Source organism: Brachybacterium sp., from assembly GCF_036379615.1.
Taxonomy (GTDB): Bacteria; Actinomycetota; Actinomycetes; order Actinomycetales; family Dermabacteraceae; genus Brachybacterium.
On record NZ_DASVGJ010000034.1, the window covers coordinates 1 to 17,943 of the forward strand.

General features: G+C 67.3%; 20 protein-coding genes. 8 read left to right on the forward strand and 12 right to left on the reverse strand.

Features of this window, described 5'->3' with window-relative positions; translation table 11 throughout:
• Positions 1-213: 213 nt before the first annotated feature.
• Genes VF289_RS06070 through VF289_RS06080 form a run of 3 tightly spaced genes read right to left on the reverse strand, consistent with a single transcriptional unit; the run spans position 214 to position 1,706 of the window.
• The gene (locus VF289_RS06070) at positions 214-873 is read right to left on the reverse strand and encodes an arsenate reductase ArsC (RefSeq protein WP_330882147.1); all 660 of its coding nucleotides are present in this window, start codon (positions 871-873) and stop codon (positions 214-216) included.
• 8 nt (positions 874-881) lie between these two features.
• Positions 882-1,313, reverse strand: a complete 432-nt coding sequence (locus VF289_RS06075; protein WP_330882149.1) for an arsenate reductase ArsC — start codon at positions 1,311-1,313, stop codon at positions 882-884.
• 27 nt (positions 1,314-1,340) lie between these two features.
• A complete protein-coding gene (locus tag VF289_RS06080) occupies positions 1,341-1,706 on the reverse strand; it encodes a metalloregulator ArsR/SmtB family transcription factor (RefSeq protein WP_330882151.1) in 366 nt (121 codons plus the stop codon).
• A gap of 81 nt (positions 1,707-1,787) precedes the next feature.
• Between VF289_RS06080 and arsB the strand changes: the two genes are divergently transcribed.
• The 6 genes from arsB (at position 1,788) to VF289_RS06110 (ending at position 8,379) form a co-directional block, all read left to right on the forward strand.
• On the forward strand, positions 1,788-2,879 hold the full coding sequence (gene arsB, locus VF289_RS06085; protein WP_330882154.1) for an ACR3 family arsenite efflux transporter: 1,092 nt from the start codon (positions 1,788-1,790) through the stop codon (positions 2,877-2,879).
• 23 nt (positions 2,880-2,902) lie between these two features.
• Entirely contained in the window at positions 2,903-3,331 is a 429-nt protein-coding gene (locus tag VF289_RS06090; RefSeq protein WP_330882156.1) for a low molecular weight phosphatase family protein, read from the forward strand.
• A 26-nt stretch (positions 3,332-3,357) separates the two neighbouring features.
• A complete protein-coding gene (locus VF289_RS06095; RefSeq protein WP_330882158.1) occupies positions 3,358-4,698 on the forward strand; it encodes an FAD-dependent oxidoreductase in 1,341 nt (446 codons plus the stop codon).
• 362 nt (positions 4,699-5,060) lie between these two features.
• Positions 5,061-5,420, forward strand: a complete 360-nt coding sequence (gene cmtR / locus VF289_RS06100; protein ID WP_330882160.1) for a Cd(II)/Pb(II)-sensing metalloregulatory transcriptional regulator CmtR — start codon at positions 5,061-5,063, stop codon at positions 5,418-5,420.
• A complete protein-coding gene (locus tag VF289_RS06105; protein WP_330882162.1) occupies positions 5,417-6,016 on the forward strand; it encodes a cadmium resistance transporter in 600 nt (199 codons plus the stop codon). Before cmtR (VF289_RS06100) ends, VF289_RS06105 begins: the two co-directional genes overlap by 4 nt.
• A gap of 380 nt (positions 6,017-6,396) precedes the next feature.
• Positions 6,397-8,379, forward strand: a complete 1,983-nt coding sequence (locus tag VF289_RS06110; protein ID WP_330882164.1) for a cytochrome c oxidase assembly protein — start codon at positions 6,397-6,399, stop codon at positions 8,377-8,379.
• Positions 8,380-8,425: 46 nt separating this feature from the next.
• Here the strand turns inward: VF289_RS06110 and VF289_RS06115 are convergent, their stop codons facing one another.
• Complete coding sequence (locus VF289_RS06115) at positions 8,426-9,079, reverse strand: copper resistance CopC family protein (RefSeq protein ID WP_330882166.1); 654 nt, start codon at positions 9,077-9,079, stop codon at positions 8,426-8,428.
• Positions 9,080-9,245: 166 nt separating this feature from the next.
• On the opposite strand from VF289_RS06115, the gene VF289_RS06120 reads away from it, so the two are divergent.
• On the forward strand, positions 9,246-9,620 hold the full coding sequence (locus VF289_RS06120; protein ID WP_329745406.1) for a metalloregulator ArsR/SmtB family transcription factor: 375 nt from the start codon (positions 9,246-9,248) through the stop codon (positions 9,618-9,620).
• Positions 9,620-10,552 (forward strand): cation diffusion facilitator family transporter, encoded by a 933-nt coding sequence (locus VF289_RS06125; protein ID WP_330882170.1) that lies wholly within the window; start codon positions 9,620-9,622, stop codon positions 10,550-10,552. Before VF289_RS06120 ends, VF289_RS06125 begins: the two co-directional genes overlap by 1 nt.
• Positions 10,553-10,651: 99 nt before the next feature.
• Here the strand turns inward: VF289_RS06125 and VF289_RS06130 are convergent, their stop codons facing one another.
• The 8 genes from VF289_RS06130 to VF289_RS06165 all read right to left on the reverse strand — a co-directional run bounded on the left by VF289_RS06130 (position 10,652) and on the right by VF289_RS06165 (position 17,799).
• On the reverse strand, positions 10,652-11,479 hold the full coding sequence (locus VF289_RS06130) for a C40 family peptidase (RefSeq protein WP_330882172.1): 828 nt from the start codon (positions 11,477-11,479) through the stop codon (positions 10,652-10,654).
• A 346-nt stretch (positions 11,480-11,825) separates the two neighbouring features.
• Positions 11,826-12,668 carry a cytochrome c biogenesis CcdA family protein gene (locus tag VF289_RS06135; protein ID WP_330882173.1) on the reverse strand — a complete coding sequence of 281 codons (843 nt, stop codon included), beginning with the start codon at positions 12,666-12,668 and terminating at the stop codon, positions 11,826-11,828.
• The gene (locus VF289_RS06140) at positions 12,665-13,264 is read right to left on the reverse strand and encodes a TlpA disulfide reductase family protein (RefSeq protein WP_330882175.1); all 600 of its coding nucleotides are present in this window, start codon (positions 13,262-13,264) and stop codon (positions 12,665-12,667) included. Before VF289_RS06140 ends, VF289_RS06135 begins: the two co-directional genes overlap by 4 nt.
• 65 nt (positions 13,265-13,329) lie before the next feature.
• A complete protein-coding gene (locus VF289_RS06145; protein WP_330882177.1) occupies positions 13,330-13,893 on the reverse strand; it encodes a vitamin K epoxide reductase family protein in 564 nt (187 codons plus the stop codon).
• Positions 13,894-13,945: 52 nt separating this feature from the next.
• Entirely contained in the window at positions 13,946-14,596 is a 651-nt protein-coding gene (locus VF289_RS06150; RefSeq protein ID WP_096803162.1) for a DsbA family protein, read from the reverse strand.
• Positions 14,593-16,626 (reverse strand): heavy metal translocating P-type ATPase, encoded by a 2,034-nt coding sequence (locus tag VF289_RS06155; RefSeq protein ID WP_414644448.1) that lies wholly within the window; start codon positions 16,624-16,626, stop codon positions 14,593-14,595. The genes VF289_RS06150 and VF289_RS06155 overlap by 4 nt, the downstream gene beginning before the upstream one ends.
• Positions 16,623-17,003: a Cd(II)/Pb(II)-sensing metalloregulatory transcriptional regulator CmtR gene (gene cmtR, locus VF289_RS06160; RefSeq protein ID WP_330882184.1), complete on the reverse strand. Its 381-nt coding sequence runs from the start codon at positions 17,001-17,003 to the stop codon at positions 16,623-16,625. Before cmtR (VF289_RS06160) ends, VF289_RS06155 begins: the two co-directional genes overlap by 4 nt.
• A gap of 199 nt (positions 17,004-17,202) precedes the next feature.
• On the reverse strand, positions 17,203-17,799 hold the full coding sequence (locus VF289_RS06165; protein WP_330882186.1) for a hypothetical protein: 597 nt from the start codon (positions 17,797-17,799) through the stop codon (positions 17,203-17,205).
• Positions 17,800-17,943: the final 144 nt, after the last annotated feature.

Genomic DNA, 17,943 nt, shown 5'->3' on the forward strand with positions numbered 1-17,943 from the left:
GCAGGGGTCAGCGGCGAATTACGGTGGGTCATGGAACGGGTCTCTTCCGGCCGATGGACGGCTTCAGCACCACCCATCGTGCAGTCAAGGGGCCCGTTCCTTCATCCCCGCTCCGTGACTACAACGTCATGACACGCAACAACTAGTGCACAGGCGAACGATGCCGCCCCCGGCAACCAGAAAATTGTGGCGCCAAGTTTCTCCGCGCGTCAGTCAGTGGGGCATTGTGGGTGCAGGGAGAATTTCGGTCAGTAGGTGGCGGACGCGGGCGTCGATCTCGTCGCGGACTTCGCGTGCTTTCTCGAGTGTGCTGTCTGCGGGGTCGCGAAGGTCCCAGTCTTCGTAGCGTTTGCCGGGGTAGATGGGGCAGGCGTCTCCGCAGCCCATGGTGATGACGACGTCGGCCGCGCGGACGACATCGTCGGTGAGGGGCTTGGGGAACGAGGAAGTCAGATCGATCCCGATCTCGTGCATGACTTCCACCGCGCGTGGGTGCAGCGCGTCGCTGGGGGTGGATCCGGCGGAGCGGACGTGCACTCGACCGGCAGCGTGGTGATCCAGCAGTGCGGCGGCCATCTGGGAGCGGCCTGCGTTCTGGACGCACACCAGCAGCACCTCGGGGACGTCGTGCGGGGCGGCGCCCTTGGCTTGTGCGAGCGCGGTCAATCGGTCTCGGGCGAAGCGCTCGGTGAGCGAGGGCAGATGCGAGGTGATCTTGGAGGTCCGAGCCAGAGCGGTGTACGACTCGAAGACGTACCGGTCGACCGTCTCGGCAGCGAACACTCCGATGAAGCGACGAGAGAGATCGCCGGCGATGCTGTGAAGGACGTGCTCGGCACTAAGGAGCGAGGGGGTCTCACGCTGCGATGCCATCTTGATCCTCAGTTCTGAGCCGGGGCGGTCGGGGCGCCCTGCGGCAGGAGGCTGGCGATGAGCTCCTCGACGCGGGCGCGGATCTCATCGCGGACGGGGCGGACCTCGTCGACACCCTTCCCGGCCGGGTCTGCGAGCTTCCAGTCCTCGTAGCGCTTGCCGGGGTAGATCGGGCAGGCGTCCCCGCAGCCCATGGTGATGACCACGTCGGAGGCCTGGACGGATTCGGGGGTGAGGATCTTCGGGGACTGGTGGGAGATGTCGATGCCGACCTCCGCCATCGCCGCGGCTGCCGCGGGGTTGATCGAGTCGGCGGGCGCGGAACCGGCGGAACGCACCTCGATGCGGTCACCGGCGAGTTCACGCAGCCACCCGGCTGCCATCTGCGAGCGGCCGGCGTTGTGGACACAGACGAACAGGACACTGGGACGTGCGGTCATGAGGATCTCCAAACAGGCAGCAGGGAATCAGGCGATATCGAGGAAGGCGCGGAGTTCAGCGAAGGCCGACGGGACGACGGAGTAGTGGGCCCAGCGGCCCTTCTGTTCACGCGTGAGCAGGCCGGCGTCGACAAGCTTCTTCATGTGGTGGCTGACGGTCGGCTGACTGATCCCGAGCGGCTCAGTGAGATCACAGGCGCAGACCGAATCGCAGCCCTGGGCCGCGACATGGGAGAGGAGCCGGAGGCGCGTCGGATCGGACAGCGCCTTCAGTAGGGAGGCAAGTCTCTCCGCGTCAACACTGTTGACCGGTCCGGACGACAGCGTGCAGCACTCCTCGGTCTCGCGACCCGCGTCGAGTCCGGCAGAAGCGATCTCAGTTGTCGTGGACATGCCCTCACCTTACATTGACAGTCATCGATGTACAGCATAGCGTTCGCATCGATATCCGTCGATGGAAGGTGCCGAGCACTGATGAGTACGACCACCAAGGACGTGGAGCAGCCACGCGTGATGAAGGAGATGTCCTTCCTGGATCGCTGGCTGCCGGTGTGGATCCTGGCCGCGATGGTTGTAGGGCTCCTGATGGGACGGTTCATCCCTGGCCTGAACACCGCTTTGGAAGCGGTGAAGATCGGCTCCGTCTCCCTGCCCATCGCGATCGGGCTGCTGGTGATGATGTATCCGGTCCTCGCGAAGGTCCGCTACGACGAGACCCGCCGCATCGGCGCCGACAAGCGTCTGCTGATCTCCTCGCTGGTGCTGAACTGGCTGATCGGCCCGGCCCTGATGTTCGCCCTGGCGTGGATCTTCCTGGCCGACCTCCCGGAGTACCGGACCGGTCTGATCATCGTCGGCCTCGCGCGCTGCATCGCGATGGTCCTGATCTGGAACGACCTCGCCTGCGGAGACCGCGAGGCGGCCGCCGTCCTAGTCGCGATCAACTCCGTCTTCCAGGTGATCGCCTTCGGTGCTCTGGGCTGGTTCTATCTCCAGGCGCTGCCGTCGTGGCTGGGCCTGCCGACCACCTCGGCCGAGTTCTCGATCGGCGCGATCGTCCTCAGCGTGCTGATCTTCCTCGGCATCCCCCTGGTCGCAGGGTTCCTCACCCGCGTGGTCGGGGAGCGGGTGAAGGGCCGGACCTGGTACGAGGAGCAGTTCCTCCCGAAGATCGGCCCCTGGGCGCTGTACGGCCTGCTGTTCACGATCGTGCTGCTGTTCTCCCTCCAGGGCGACGCGATCCTCTCCGCCCCGGGGGACGTGGCCCGCATCGCCCTGCCGCTGCTGGTCTACTTCGTGGTCATGTTCCTCGGCTCGTTCCTGCTAGGTCGCGCGATCGGGTTGAACTACGCGAAGTCCACGACCGTCGCCTTCACCGCCTCAGGCAACAACTTCGAGCTCGCCATCGCCGTCGCGATCGGCACCTTCGGCGTGACCTCCGGTCAGGCCCTCGCGGGTGTCGTCGGTCCGTTGATCGAGGTCCCAGTCCTGGTCGCCCTCGTCTACGTCGCCCTCGCGATGGGCCGCCGCCTGTTCCCCGATGACCCCACCGTCCCCACCCGATGACCCAGCAGAAGGATGAACTCGCGATGACCACGAAGCGCCCCGCAGTCCTGTTCGTGTGCGTGAAGAACGGCGGCAAGTCCCAGATGGCCGCCGCCCTCATGCGCCACCACGCCGGAGATGCCGTCGAGGTCCATTCCGCCGGCACCCGGCCCGGCAGCTCCATCAATGCCCAGTCCGTCGAGGCGATCGCCGAGGTCGGTGCGGACATGTCCTCCGCCGTCCCAAAGCCGGTCACCCCAGAGCTGCTGCGCGGCGTCGATCAGGTGATCGTCATCGGCGGCGAAGCCGTCATCGAACCCGTCGAGGGCATGACCGCTCCGGTGACCACCTGGCACACCGATGAACCCTCGAAGCGCGGCATCGAAGGGATGGAGCGGATGCGCCTGGTCCGCGATGACATCGACACCCGCGTCCGCGCGCTCCTGACCGACCTCACCCAGGCCTCGAACTGAACCCGCCTCGGCACCTAGGAGATCTCATGCTCACCACCTCCATGACGTCGCATCCCGTGGTCATCATCGGCGCCGGTCCCATCGGTCTGGCCGCTGCCGCCCATCTCGCCGAACGCGGCCTTCCCTTCGTCGTCCTCGAGGCAGGACCCGAAGTCGGAGCGGCGATCACCGGCTGGGGACACACCCGGCTGTTTTCCCCGTGGCAGTACAACCTCGACACTGCCGCTCAGCGTCTCCTCGAGGCCAACGGCTGGACCGCCCCTGACGCGGAGGCTCTGCCGACCGGTCACGAGCTTCGCGAGCAGTACCTCGAGCCCCTCGCGCAGCTTCCTCAGCTCGCCGAGTCGATCCGCTACGACGCGCGTGTGACCGCGGTCTCCCGCGCCGGCATCGACAAGACCCGCACCGCACGCCGCGAGGAGACCCCCTTCCTCGTCCGGATCGAGACCACCGACGGATGCAGCGACGACGTCCTCGCCTCTGCTGTCATCGATGCGTCCGGCACCTGGTCGACCCCCAACCCGCTGGGCCAGGCCGGGCTCCTCGCGCCCGGTGAACGACAGGCCCTCGCCGCGGGTCGCATCACGCCGCCGCTGCCCGACGTGCAGGGCCGTGATCGCGAGCGCGTCGCCGGCAAGCGCGTCCTGGTGACGGGTGCCGGCCACTCGGCTGCCAACACCCTGCTGGACCTCGCAGAACTGGACGCTGCCACCACGATCTTCTGGGCAGTCCGCACCGCAGACCTCACCCGCGTCTACGGGGGCGGCGAGCAGGACGAACTCGCAGCACGCGGGGCACTCGGCACCCGACTGCGCACGCTGGTCGACACCGGACGCATCGAAGTTCTCACCTCGTTCACCATCACCCGCTTCAGCCTCGAGGACGCGTTGACGGTTCACGCGGTGACTCCGGACGGGGAACGAGAGGTGAGCGTCGATGTGCTGGTGCCGGCAACCGGGTTCCGCCCCGATCTCGGCATGCTCTCCGAGCTCCGCCTGAACCTGGACCCGGCCGTCGAGGCACCCGCACAGCTGGGACCGCTCATCGACCCCGAGTTCCACTCCTGCGGATCCGTCGAACCCCACGGGGAACGCGTCCTCGCCCACCCGGAGACGAGCTTCTACATCGTCGGCATGAAGAGCTACGGCCGCGCCCCTACCTTCCTCATGGCCACCGGCTACGAACAGGTCCGCTCCATCGCGGCAGCCCTTGCCGGCGACCGCGAAGCAGCAGACGCCGTCCACCTCGAACTGCCCGAGACCGGGGTCTGCACCACCGACCTCGGCGGCAGCTGCGACGCCCCCGCGCCAGCCGGCGACGCCTGCTGTAGCAGCCCGCAACTGATCGAGGTTTCTGTCGGGCGATGACTCACCAGCCGAACGGCGATTGCTGATCGTCCCGCTGAGAGCCGGTCCTTTTCGTCCTTGGCCGTGTCAACCAGGCCCGAACCCGCCGTGGCTTCGTCGGATAGGCGGCGCTGCCTTTCGGCTTGTGCGTGGCAATATTGGTGACGCCGAGTATCAGGGGCACTTCGGACGGGTTCCTTCCTGGATCAACCGATCAAGCTTCGTGACCACGAAGTCGCAGCTAGGACGGACACGGTCGAATGCTCGCCGGAGCCCATGACGTTCAGCGTTGCGGAACGAGGCCTCGATTGTCGGGGGAGCGAGTTCGGGATCACCTGGCCGCGGTCGACACACTGTTCAGTAGTCGGTATATAGTTCAGTGCATGCTGACTATTGCTTCTCGTCTCGACGTGATGAACCGGCTGGGTCGCGCGCTGGCCGACCCCACCAGGTCCCGGATCATCCTAACTCTGCTCGATGGGCCCGCTTATCCGGCGGAACTGGCCCGAGATCTGGAGCTGACGCGCCCCAACGTGTCCAACCACCTCGCGTGCCTGCGGGATTGCGGGATCGTGGTCGCCGAGCTTGAGGGTCGTCGAACACGGTATGAGATCGCCGATTCCCACCTGGCGCAGGCCCTGACGGCACTGGTCGACGCCACCCTCGCGGTGGACGAAGACGCCCCGTGCATCGATCCCGCCTGCTCCGTTCCCGGATGCGACACAGCAGGGGAGGGCGCATGATCCTCGCCGCCGTCCTGCAGGCGATGGGCCTGTTCGTGGCGACCAACATCGACGACATCATCGTGCTCTCCCTCTTCTTCGCCCGAGGCGCGGGCCAGCGCGGCACCACCGCCCGCATTCTGGCCGGGCAGTACCTCGGGTTCGCCGGCATCCTCGGTGCCGCGGTCCTGGTGACCATCGGCGCCGGAGCGTTCCTGCCATCGGCAGCCATCCCGTACTTCGGACTCATTCCCCTGGGCCTCGGTCTCTGGGCCGCGTGGCAAGCCTTACGCGGAGACGATGACGACGACGACGACGCCAAGATTGCCGACAAGAAGGTCGGCGCGTGGACGGTCGCAGGCGTCACCTTCGCCAACGGCGGTGACAACATCGGTGTCTACACCCCCGTCTTCCTGAGCGTGGAGCCTCTCGCAGTGGTCGCCTACTGCATCGTCTTCCTCGCACTCGTCGCGGTCCTGGTGGTGCTGGCCAAGTTCGTCGCCACCCGCCCACCGATCGCCGAAGTCCTCGAACGCTGGGAGCACATCCTCTTCCCCATCGTTCTCATCGGTCTCGGCATCGTCATCCTGGTCAGCGGCGGAGCCTTCGGCCTCTGACTCGGCCAAAGCGGACACAGGTCCCGGGCTCGACAGATCAGTCTCGGATCCTGGACTCGGGACGCTTCGTCACGTCGGCATCGTCTGATCGTGGACCGTACCTGAGCCCCGACGAGTTCCCGACGTTCAACGGGGAGGGCTTGCTCATGGTGAGCGCGTCTGAGTTCCAGGGCGCGCCGGTCGATGGCTAGCCTGACCGGGGCTAGTGGAGTAGCTGGCGCAACGGTGAACGGGAGACTGGACAGCATGTTGATGATCGGTACGCGCCGGGGGGCTTCCCGTGGGGCGAACGGAATGACCCGCAAGGACGCAGGGATGGTCGTCTCGCCGGTCCGCGCAGCGGTTTCCGGGACTCGATGCGGGGCGACCTGGTGAGCTCGATGCGCACCAGGATCCTCGTCGTTGGTGCTGCGGCCCCGTGGGCACTGCTGTGGACGGTGATCGCGGCCGCCCTGGGGGGAGCACCGGTCTCGATGGAGCTCATCGATGCCGGCCCAGTGGTGCGGTGGGGGTTGCCGATCGTCGACGTCCTCGGCGACCTGGTCGGTGCCGCTACCGTTGCGTGCCTCGTGCTGGCACTCTTCGTGTTGCCCCGCCGTGCGGAGCCGTCCGCGTCGGAGGCTGATCAGGATCGCGCTGCCGTGTCTCGGTTCCATCCGGCGTACGAGCGGGCGCTCGACCTCGGCATGGGCCTGGGAGCGGTGTGGTCGATGCTGCTGGTCGTCCGGATGGTGCTTGGCTACGCTTTGGCGGCGGGCCAGGCACCCTTCTCTCCGCGCTTCGGCTCCGACCTCCTGATGTACATCACCCGGCTCGAGCTCGGTCAGTACCAGCTCGCCGGCGCGGTGTTCGTCGCTGCTGCCTCGACGATGCTGATCGTCGTGAGGTCCCGCACGGGACTCCTGATCGCGCTGAGCCTGGTGTTCGCGACGTTGGTGACGAAGTCGATGACGGGGCATGCCGCGGGGCAGACCTCTCACGAAGCGGCCACGAGCGCGATGATCGTGCACCTCGTGGCTGCCGGAGTGTGGCTCGGCGGCCTGGCGCTGCTCGTGCTGCTCGTGGGGCGGCTCGGAGCACGACTGGGGGACGCCGCCGAACGATTCAGCGTCCTGGCACTTGCTTGCTACGGAGCGTTGGCCGCTAGCGGCGTCGCCTCTGCCCTGGTCCGGCTCTCCGCTCCCCTGGATCTCGTGACCACGGCGTACGGGTGGATGCTCGTGCTGAAGACGGCGCTGCTGGTGCTGCTGGGCGGAGCAGGCTGGTGGCAACGCCGTCGGGTGCTGGTCCGCCTGCGGGACTCGGACCGCCGGAGAGACTTCCTGTGGCTCGCCGCGGGAGAAGTCTTCCTGATCGCCGCGGCGACCGGACTCGCTGCCGCATTATCGAACTCGGCGCCTCCGGTGCCGGACGAGCCCGAACCGGTCACCTCGACGGCTGAGGCGCTGACCGACTACCCCTTGCCCGCTCCGCCCGAGCTGACGGCACTGCTCACGACCTGGCGTGTTGACGTCGCCGGGATGGCGCTCGCCCTCGGTCTCGCTGTCATCTACCTCTGGGTGCGGATGCGCCGCCTCGTGCCGGAGACAGGCGGGCGGACCTGGCCCGTGGCGAGGACGGCGGCGTGGATCGCGGGATGCGCGGTCATCCTCTGGGCAACCAGCGGGGCGCCGGGGGTGTACGCGACGGTGCAGTTCTCTGCGCACTTGGGCCAGCACGCCCTGCTTGCTCTGGTGGCGGCCCCGCTGCTGGTCGCCGGTCGTTTCGGTGACCTCGTGCGGGGGCGGATCGCTCCTCGGTCGGATGGGTCTGCAGGGTTGCGCGAGCTCGTCGACTGGAAGCCGGGCTCTCGCGTGGGTCAGTGGCTCACTCATCCGGCGGCGCTGGCGCTGCTCGGCGCGGCGGGATTCGCGGCGATCTACCTGACACCGGCACTCGGCGCGGGATTGCATACCGCGCCGGGCCGACTGGTCATCCTCACGGCCGCCGTGGTGGTCGGCGCTGCGGTGGCACTGCCGTTCCAGGGCAGGGCGCTGGGCGGTGGCAGGGTCGCTAGGGTGGAGCGCTGGGTGGCCCTTGCTGTGGGGACCGGCGTCCTTGCTGGCCTGGCGCTTGTGTTGGCGCTGGCGCTCCCGGTCGTGGAGCCCGACTGGTTCGCGGCCATGGGGCGGACCTGGGGCGCCGATGCGCTCGGGGATCAACGACTCGGTGGCTGGCTGCTGCTGGCGATGGTGCTGGTGCTGGCGGTCCTGCACGGCGCACTGATACCGCGTTCACGCCGACGCAGCGACGGACTCTCGGCCGATCGTGACGCCCCAGCGTGGCAGCGAGCTCGCTCAGCCCCTAGGCCCGGCTCGTCGTGACGAGTTGCCCCTCAGCGGGTGCCTGGTGGTCAGGTGGTGAGGCGGGTCAGTCGGTGCCGCGACCGGAGTTGCGGCGGAGGCGAACGGTGATCGCGCCGATGACGGCGAGCACCAGGAGCAGGGCGAGGCCGCCGAAGATGATCCCCAGGGGGAGGCCGCTCTCGCTCTGCGGGGCATCTGCCTGCTCGGCAGCGGTGGCTTCGGCGCTCGACTCCTCCGTGCTGGGGGCGGGCGCCTCCTCATCTGATTTGGAGTCTGCTGTGGCCGTGGTCTCGGCGCCGACCGTGACGGTGAAGTCGACTGTGCCCTCGATCGGGTGGCCGTCCGAGGAGACGACACGCCACAGGACCTGATAGTCGTCGGCGGGCAGCGGCGGCAGGTCGATCGATGCCGTGTTACCGGACACGGTGGGCGTCGCGGTGAAGATCTCCTCGCCGGCGGAGGTGGTCAGTCGAACGACCGGAGTGAGGTTGAGAACCTCGTCGCTGTAGGTGAGCTCGAGCATCTCGGGAGCCTGCTCGAAGCTCTCGCCGGCTGCCGGGCTCGACGAGATCAAGGTGTCGTGCGCCGATGCTGCGGGCAACAGGGTGGGCACCCCCAGCGGCATCAGCACGGCGGCGAGCAGCCCGACCAGGCTGGCCAGCATGATACGCGCCGTCGCCTCGGTGGTTCGGCGCGCAGCCGTCGTGTCCGCCGTCATGAAGTTCTTCTCCTCGGGTGACCCCTCGTGCGGGCTGTTTTGTCCCCGTGACCGGGGCATATCGAGTGTAGCGACGTGCCACGAGCGACCCCTTCGCGCATTTCCCAGGATCGATTCGTCCAGTGCCATCCCTTCACAGAATCCCAAACGGCGATATCATCGTCATATGACGATTGATTCGATCCCGGCCGAGCCGCAGTTCGAGGTGGCAGACAGTCATGCCGCGCTCTTCCATGCTCTCGCCGAACCCACACGCTTGGCTCTCCTTCAGCACCTCTCGACCGGTGAGCACCGAGTTCGCGACCTTGTCGAGCACATGCACCTTGCCCAGTCGACCGTCAGCAAGCATCTCTCGTGCCTGCGCGACTGCGGTCTGGTCACCGCGCGCACTGAAGGCCGCGCATCCTGGTTCGCCCTCGCCGATCTGCGCCGACTGAGCGATCTGCTCGAGGTGGCGGACGACCTGCTCGATACCTCCGGGACCACCCTGTCCCTGAAGAACCACCGCAACCACGAGAACCTCGAGGACGGGGACCTCTGATGAACTCAGGACACGACCACTCGCACGGCGGCAGCGGGTCGAGCACCGCCCGGACGCGACTCGCCATCGCCTTCGCGATCACCTCCGTCATCGTGCTCGCGCAAGCGGTCGGGAGTGTCGTCACCGGAAGTCTTGCCCTGCTCACGGACACGGCGCACGCCCTCGTCGACGCCTCCGGACTGCTGGTCGCGCTGATCGCGGCGACCATGATGCTGCGCCCGGCGAGCAGCGGCCGGACCTGGGGTTTTGCTCGTATCGAGGTGCTGGCGGCCTTGGCCCAGGCCACGCTCCTGATCGTGGTCGGGACCTACACCGCTGTTGAGGGCATTTCGCGACTGACGGATCCCCCAGAGATCGCCTCGGGTGAGCTGCTCATCTTCGGTGTGATCGGGCTGGTCGCGAATATCGCCGCGATCCTAATCTTGGCTGGAGGCAAGGATTCGAGCCTGAACATGCGTGCCGCGTTCCTCGAGGTTCTCAATGACGCTCTCGGTTCGCTCGGCGTGATCACGGCCGCGATCGTGATCCAGGTGACCGGGTTCCAGCAGGCCGATGCACTGGCCGGCTTGTTCATCGCCGCGTTGATCGTGCCTCGGGCGTTCCGCATCATGGCCGAGACGCTGCGGATCCTCATGGAGTACACCCCGAAGGGTGTGGATCTCGATCAGGTGCGCGAGCACATCCTTGCGCTCGACCACGTCCAGGATGTCCATGACCTGCATGCCTCGGCGATTGGGAGCAATCTGCCGATCTTCTCGGCGCACGTCGTCGTCGGGGAGGAGTGCTTCGAATCGGCCCACGCATTGCGGATCCTCGAAGAGGTCCATGTCTGCGTCAGGACGCACTTCCCGATAGCGTTCGAGCACGCCACGATCCAGCTGGAGAGCCCGTCCGTGCATCGAGGCGAATCCGAGCGCACCCTGCACACGTAGCCTGCACCGATCCGCACGTCCCCTGGCCGCAGGGGAGCGCGACAAAGCGGCGCGCATCCCACTCGGGGGTGGGGTGCGCGCCGCGGGTAGTCGCTGGGCTCAGCGGAAGGAGACGAAGGTGGGGTTGCCCCAGATGGTGCGCTCGGTGACGGCGCCGGGAGAGCGGCCTGCATCGACGACCTTGTCGCCGCCGGCGTAGATGCCCAAGTGGCCGGGCCACACGACGAGGTCGCCGGGCTGGGCCTCGGACTTGGAGATCTGGGTGCCGGCGTCGACCTGCTGGCCGGAGGTGCGCGGAAGGTCGATGCCGACCTGCTTGTAGGCGTACTGAGTCAGGCCGGAGCAGTCGAAGCTCACGCCCGGGTTGCTCGAGCCCCAGGAGTAGGCGGCGCCCATCTGGGTCCGTGCGGCGTCGACGATCGCCTGCCCGGTGCTGCTCGAGGAGGATGCGGGCGCAGGAACCGACGCACCACCACCGCCGACAACGGGGGCCGAACCGTTCAGCGAGCCGCGCGTCTCGGGACCCACCACGCCATCGACCTGCAGACCGTTGGCCTGCTGGTAGTCCTTCACCGCGCCATGGGTACGCGGGCCGAACTTCCCGTCGACGGCGAGCGAGGAACCCTCATCGTTCAGTGCGGACTGGAGCTGCTCGACCGAGGACCCCTGGGATCCCCAGCGAAGCTTCTCGGAGGACGACAGAGCCTGTGCCGGCGCCGGGGCAGCAGGTGCGGCGGCCTGCGTGACCGCGGACGGCGCGTTTGCCGGAGCTGCGGGCGCTGCCTGGGCCGCACCACCAGCAAAGGCGGAGCCGAGGAGCACGGTGCCGAGGACGGCGGCGCCTCCAGTGCCGCGCAGGGCGCGTCCGCTGTGGCGAAGGGGGGTGACTGCGCGGCCGGCCGCGCGATGGGAATTGCTCGTGGCCATGAATGTTCTCCGTGAATATCCCCGAGTTTATGCACGGGGTCGTCTGGCATTGGTTCGCGGCAACGTCGACAGCTGGGCAAGCATCGCGAAGAAACTCTCATACCTCGTCACCGGTGGAACCAACGTATCGACCGAGGGGGCCTCGGAATAGCGCCATGAGCAACCCCGACCGACGATTTCGCCTTCTCTTGAACCCTCTCGAGGCGCAAGCCCCCGGGGCCACACCCTCTCTTTACCAAACGCCGATGCCGCAATGGGGTAGACGTCACGAGTCGCAGTCGAGGTGGACGGACCCCATGTCGGTCACCGGCAGCAGGTCGGCAGGAGGAGGATGCGTTCGTGCGGCTCACACGACGGGCTGGAACGTGGCGATGGAGCCTTGCAGCTGATCCATCCATGAGGCCCACACCCCCGTGAGCAGCAGCAGGCCGATCGCGATGAGTAGCGCCCCGGATAGGACTCCGATGAGTCGGCGATGTCGGGCAAGTGCCCTGCTCACACCCATTGCTCTGTCGAGCAGCAGGGCGCTGAGGACGAAGGGAACACCCAGTCCGAGCGAGTACGCGAGCGCCAGGGTCGCGCCCCGAGCTGCGGACGCTCCGTCGGCGCCGGCATCGAGGGAGAGGGCGATGATCGCGGCGTAGGTGGGGCCGATACATGGGGTCCAGCTCAGCCCGAAGACGAAGCCCATCAATGGGGCTCCCAGAAGGCCGGCATCAGGACGTTTCCTGGACACCTGGAGATTTCCCGTCAATCGAGGGAACACGCCCATGAAAATGAGTCCCATGAACATGACGACGATGCCCGCCACCCGATTGATCCATACTGCGTGCGCCTGAAGGAGATATCCCATCGCGCCGGCGAACCCGCCCAGCGCCATGAATACCACCGCGAAGCCCGCGACGAACAGCAAGCTACCGCCCAGCATTCTCCCAGTTCCCTCACGGAAAAAGGTCGTCGGTCGTCCCGCACTCCCGGTATTCCCGCGGGCGCCCCGGGGTGGCTTGGTGGTCTTCAGTCCTTGTCCGGCGAGCCCGGAGACGTAACCGAGGTAGCCCGGCACGATGGGCAGCACGCACGGTGAGAGGAACGCGATCAGGCCTGCGATCGCGGCGACGGTGATGGCCAGCAGAAGAGACCCGGACAGGGCGATCGACTGGAAGGTCTCCGCGAGTCCGTTGGTGCTCACGCGGCTCCTTCGGCGAGAACGGCGTCGAGCATCGATCTCAGGATGGAAGGGTCGATCGCTCCAGAGATCCGACCTGCGACTCGGCCGTCATGGTCAAGGACGAGAGTAGTGGGGACTGCGTTGGGCGCGACTTGGCCGCGCAGCTGGTACATGATCTCTGCGTCAGAGTCCGGCAGCGACGGGTAGGTGATCCCGTAGGTCTCCTCGAAGGCCCCGGCGGGCCCTGCCGAGTCACGGACGTTTATCCCGATGAACGACACGCCCTGGTCGGCGTACTCCTCGTGGATGGCCTGAAGATCCGGGGCCTCCACCCGGCATGGCGGGCAGGAGGCGTACCAGACGTTGACCACCAGCACCGATCCCCAGTGCTCTGTGGAGTCGAAGGGTTCGCCCTCGTAGCTGGTCCCGGTGAACACTGTGGGTTCGGCGCGATCGGCGGGAGCGATCTCCGTGGTCACCCCATTGCCGGAGACGTACCCGGCGTCCTCGGAGTCGTAGCGATCGCCGGTATCAGTGCTGCCGCAGGCAGTGAACAGACCGGTGGCGGCCAAGAAACCGGTGGCGTACAGAATCCGTCGGCGGGAGTGGGCGCGCATGTGCTCGCTCCTTCAAGGTGATTGCGAGGGTCAGGTGGAGGGGCAGGACGTGAGCTCGTCCGGGCCTAGAACAGCGTGGACCAGTAGTCCCAGAACCTCACGGCGATGAGTGCCAGGATCACCAGGTACCAGGCCACGAGCACCGGGACGCGGAACTCGATCACGAGACCGAGCGCCCGCCGACCGGTCGAGGTAGAGCTGTCTGCCAGCGCGCGGAGATGGTGGATCGTGGTGAACCAGAACAACGGGATCGTCACTGCCCACACGACCATGCAGTAGGGGCACAGTGCCCCGATCTCGTACAGGCTCTGCCCGATCAGCCACTGCACGAAGAGCACCGCGAAGGTCACGCCCACCTGGATGAGCACACTCATCCAGCGCGCCACGCGCGCACCGGCGAGGAACGCGAATCCGAGGGCGAGAACGGCCGCGAAGCCGGCGATGCCGAGGATCGGATTCGGGATGCCGAAAGCCGAGGCCTGCGGGGTGTCCATCACGGAGCCGCAGGAAAGCACCGGATTGAGACTGCACGAGGGGACGTAACTGGGGTCCTCGATCAAAGCGATCTTCTCGACCAGCAGCACGACGGCCATGACCAGGCCGATAGCCCCGGTGACGGTGAAGAGCATCCCCAGGCCGCGTGGCGCCCTCGACTCCCGAGGTGGCCCGACGGCTGGGCCGTCAGCCTTCGAGTGCGGCATCGAGAGGATCCGTGAGGTCCTCGACGCGGGTGGGCTCCAGGCGCTCCCCGTCGACGAAGAAGGTGGGAGTGCTGGTGACTCCGAGCGCCTCGGCGTCGGCAGCACTCTGCTCGATGCGCGCGAGGGTGGCCGGATCGTCGTAGACCTGTTCGAAGCGCTCCATATCGAGGCCGAGCTCCTCGGCATACCCGAAGAACGCCTCCCGCTGGGACGTCTCCTGATGGCTCCACTCCTCCGCGTTCTCGAACAGCGCCTTGTACATGGCCTCGAACTCGCCCTGCGCACCTGCGGCCTCTGCCGCCTTGGCGGCTTCGACAGAATTTCCGTGCAGCGGCAGATACCGCACCACGAAGGTCACGCGGTCGCCGTACTCGGCGCGGATCTCCTCGACCGCGGGATACAGGGATAGACAGGCTTCACATTCGAAGTCGAGGTACTCCACGAAGACGACGTCGCTGCTGCCCTCGGACAGCGTGGGACTGTCTTCGCGCACGAGCTGGGCTGACGCGGAACCCGTGCCCTCGGCCGGCGCCGATTCCTGCTCGTCGGGGTTGAGGAAGATGATGAACCCGGCGAGGACCAGCGCAGCTGCTGCGATCAGTGCCAGGGTGAATTTCGTGCTCCTGCTCATGCGGCGGGTCCTCCCACAGTCGACGTCTCGCGCAGATCCTGCCGGATCGGCCTGGACGGCTCCTGCGCGCCCACCCCTTGTGTGCGTGCGGCCCGCATGCCGTTGGCGATCACCACGACTTCGGCGACCTCGTGCACGAGCACCACCGCGGCCAGACCCAGCACCCCGAACAGTGCCAGGGGGAACAGCACCACGATGATCGCCAGCGCGAGGGCGATGTTCCCGGTCATGATGCGGCGGCCCCGGCGAGCATGTGCCAGAGCGGCGGGGATCTGTTGCAGGTCCGTGCCGGTGAAGGCGACGTCGGCCGACTCGACCGCTGCTGCCGTGCCGGTCGCTCCCATCGCGATGCCCACGGTCGCTGACGCGAGGGCGGGCGCATCGTTGATGCCGTCTCCGATCATCGCGGTCGGGGCCTGCTCCGAGAGGCGACGGACGTGGGCGGCCTTGTCGGCGGGCAGCTGCTCGGCATGAACTTCCTCGATACCGGCCTGCGCCGCGATCGCGCGAGCGGTCAGGGTGTTGTCTCCGGTGAGCATGACCGTGCGAATGCCCTGGGCGTGCAGCGCAGCAACCGTCGCGGCAGCTTCCGGGCGCAGCTCGTCGCGGATGCCGACAGCGCCGATCACCTGGCCGTCCTCCTCGACCATGACGATGCTCATTCCACCTGCGGCCATCTCGTGGGTACGGTTCTCGAGCTGGCCAGGGGAGATCCAGCGGGGACTTCCTACGCGCATCAACCGGCCACCGATGTTGCCGGTGATGCCGTGTCCGGGAGTTTCCTGGACATCGTCGGCGTCGACCGTGGTATTTGTTGCGGCGAGGATGGCGGTGGCGAGGGGGTGAGCGCTGGCGGATTCGAGAGCAGCGGCCGCTGCGAGGACCTCCTCACGGCTGCGGCCCTCGCTTGTGGCGACATCCACGACCCTGGGTTCGTTGCGGGTGAGCGTCCCGGTCTTGTCCAGTGCAACAGTGCGGATCGTCCCCAGCTGCTCGAAGGCGGCGCCGGACTTGATGACCACACCGAGCTTGCTCGCGGAGCCGATCGAGGAGATCACCGTCACCGGCACAGCGATCGCCAACGCGCAGGGCGACGCGGCGACGAGCACCACCAGGGCACGCTCGATCCAGATCGCCGGTTCTCCGGTGAGGACGCCGAACAGTGCGACCAGTGCGGCGACAATCAGCACCACGGGGACGAGGGGACGGGCGATGCGATCAGCGAGGCGCGCACGTTCACCCTTGGCGGCGTGGGCCTGCTCGACCAGGCGCACGATCTGGGTCAGCGAGTTGTCTCGACCGTCAGCCGTAGCACGCAGCGATAGCGAGCCCGAGCCGTTGACGGAACCTGCATGCACCTCATCCCCAGGGCCGACCTCGACCGGTATGGACTCGCCCGTGATCGTGGAGGTATCCATCCAGGAGCGCCCGGAGACGATGACCCCGTCCGTGGCCACCTTGTCGCCCGCGCCGAGCAGGAGCACGTCGTCGGTGCGGACCTCCGCAGCCGCGATGGTCTGAGACCCTCCCGGGCGTGAGACGCGAGCAGTCTCGGGGATGAGTGCGAGCAGTGCCCGCAGGCCCTGCTTCGCACGATCCATCGACCGGTCCTCGAGCGCCTCTGCGAGGGAGAACAGGAACGCCAATGCGGCGGCTTCGCCGATGTGCCCCAACAGCACCGCACCGAGCGCGGCAATGGTCATCAACAGGCCCACACCGAGCCGACCGCGTCCACGGCCCTGCACAAGGCGACGCAAAGTGCCGGGGACGAAGGTCCAGGCCCCGGCCAGCAGGGCGAGAACGTGGGCCGCGAGAGCGGCCGTGCTGAGCCCTGCCCAACCGATCAAGAGCCCCGCTACCCACAAGACACCGGACGCGACCGGCAGCATCAGCGCACGATCGCGCCACCACGGTGTGGGCTCTTCGAGCTCGAGCGCCTCCGGCGGACCACTGCTTCCGCAACATGCATCTTCCACCACTGGGGCCACGGGGAGTGCGGGCTTCTCGGGACCGCAGCAGTCGTCGCTCATCGCGCACCCGCCTCGGAGCGCACCTCAACGGAGGCGTCGCAGCACATCGGGACGTCACAGTCCTCGTCAGTGCACGGAAGGCCGTCATCAACCGCGAGCACCGTATCAACCAGGACCGAGAGCGCCTTGTTCAGGTGCGCGTCGGCGATCTCGTAGCGCGTGCGTCGCCCCTCGGGGGATGCGACCACGATGCCGCAGCCGCGCAGGCAGGAGAGGTGATTGGATACGTTCGTACGGGTCAGCGACAGCTCCTCCGCCAGTACCGCGGGATAGCCGGGATGGTCGAGGAGGGACAGCAGGATGCGGGAACGAGTGGGGTCGGCCATGGCCCGGCCGAGCCGATTCATGACCTCAAGACGCGAAGCTTTAGTCAGCATGCGCTGACCATACAGCACCCGATGACCAATTCGGGAGCCGGTAGCTGCTCGAGAGCGAAAGCTCGTGCCGCTTGGAGAGTAGTAAGCATCGCCCCTCCGAGTCGAGCCATGGAGCGAACCCCGAGTGTTGTGCCGGGGTCGAGGATGCGCGAGTGACCGAGAGAGGGAGTGCGCAACGCGCGAGCGGCTACTCGCGCGCCTAGCTTCTGGTGCGCCGGGTGGTCGTCCGCGCCTTCCGCAGCTCGGGTCGAAGATCGTGGCAGCTGAGGAGCCAGTGGAGCCACGTTGCGCCGCGGCCGAGCGCGACCGAGAGTCTCTGCATGGGGACGCCGTCGTCGACGACGGATCGGCATGCCCCGGCCAGTACCCTGCCCTCTTCTCCGCGGACGGCTCGGGCGCGTGGCGCCTGCGGGCACGCCTCATACAGTCCGCGCAATTCAGCGATCTCGTCCGCGGTGGGTGTGCGACTCTCCGCAAGCCGCGGATAGCGGGTCGGCGGTGTGCGCCCGGCCGTCTCGAGGGCGGTGCGGATCGCCTGTCGGGAGCAACCGAGGTCTTCCGCGATCTGCTCGAGGGTTTGCCCGTCCTCTCGGCGTCTGACGACCTCGTCAACGTCGGCGAAAGGCTGCCGTCCCCAGCGACGGAAGGTGATGTCGTGGCGGGCGGTCGTGAGGCGGTAGACGTATTGAGGCGTGAGGTCGTAGCGGGCCCCGATCTCGGCCCAGGATTCTCCGGCCCGGTAGCGGATGGCCGCGTCGTCGGCGACGTCATCTCGCTGCTCCGTGGAGAGCTTCATCCGGCTACCTCCCGCCCGCGCTGGTGGGTGACGCGATGAGCATACGATTTGCCGGGCTTGTCCGGAGTCGAATTTGCGATGTCCGTTGCGTCCTGTGACGATCGCGGGTCGCCCACTTCCTCAGGTACAGGAGCGTCCCGAGGA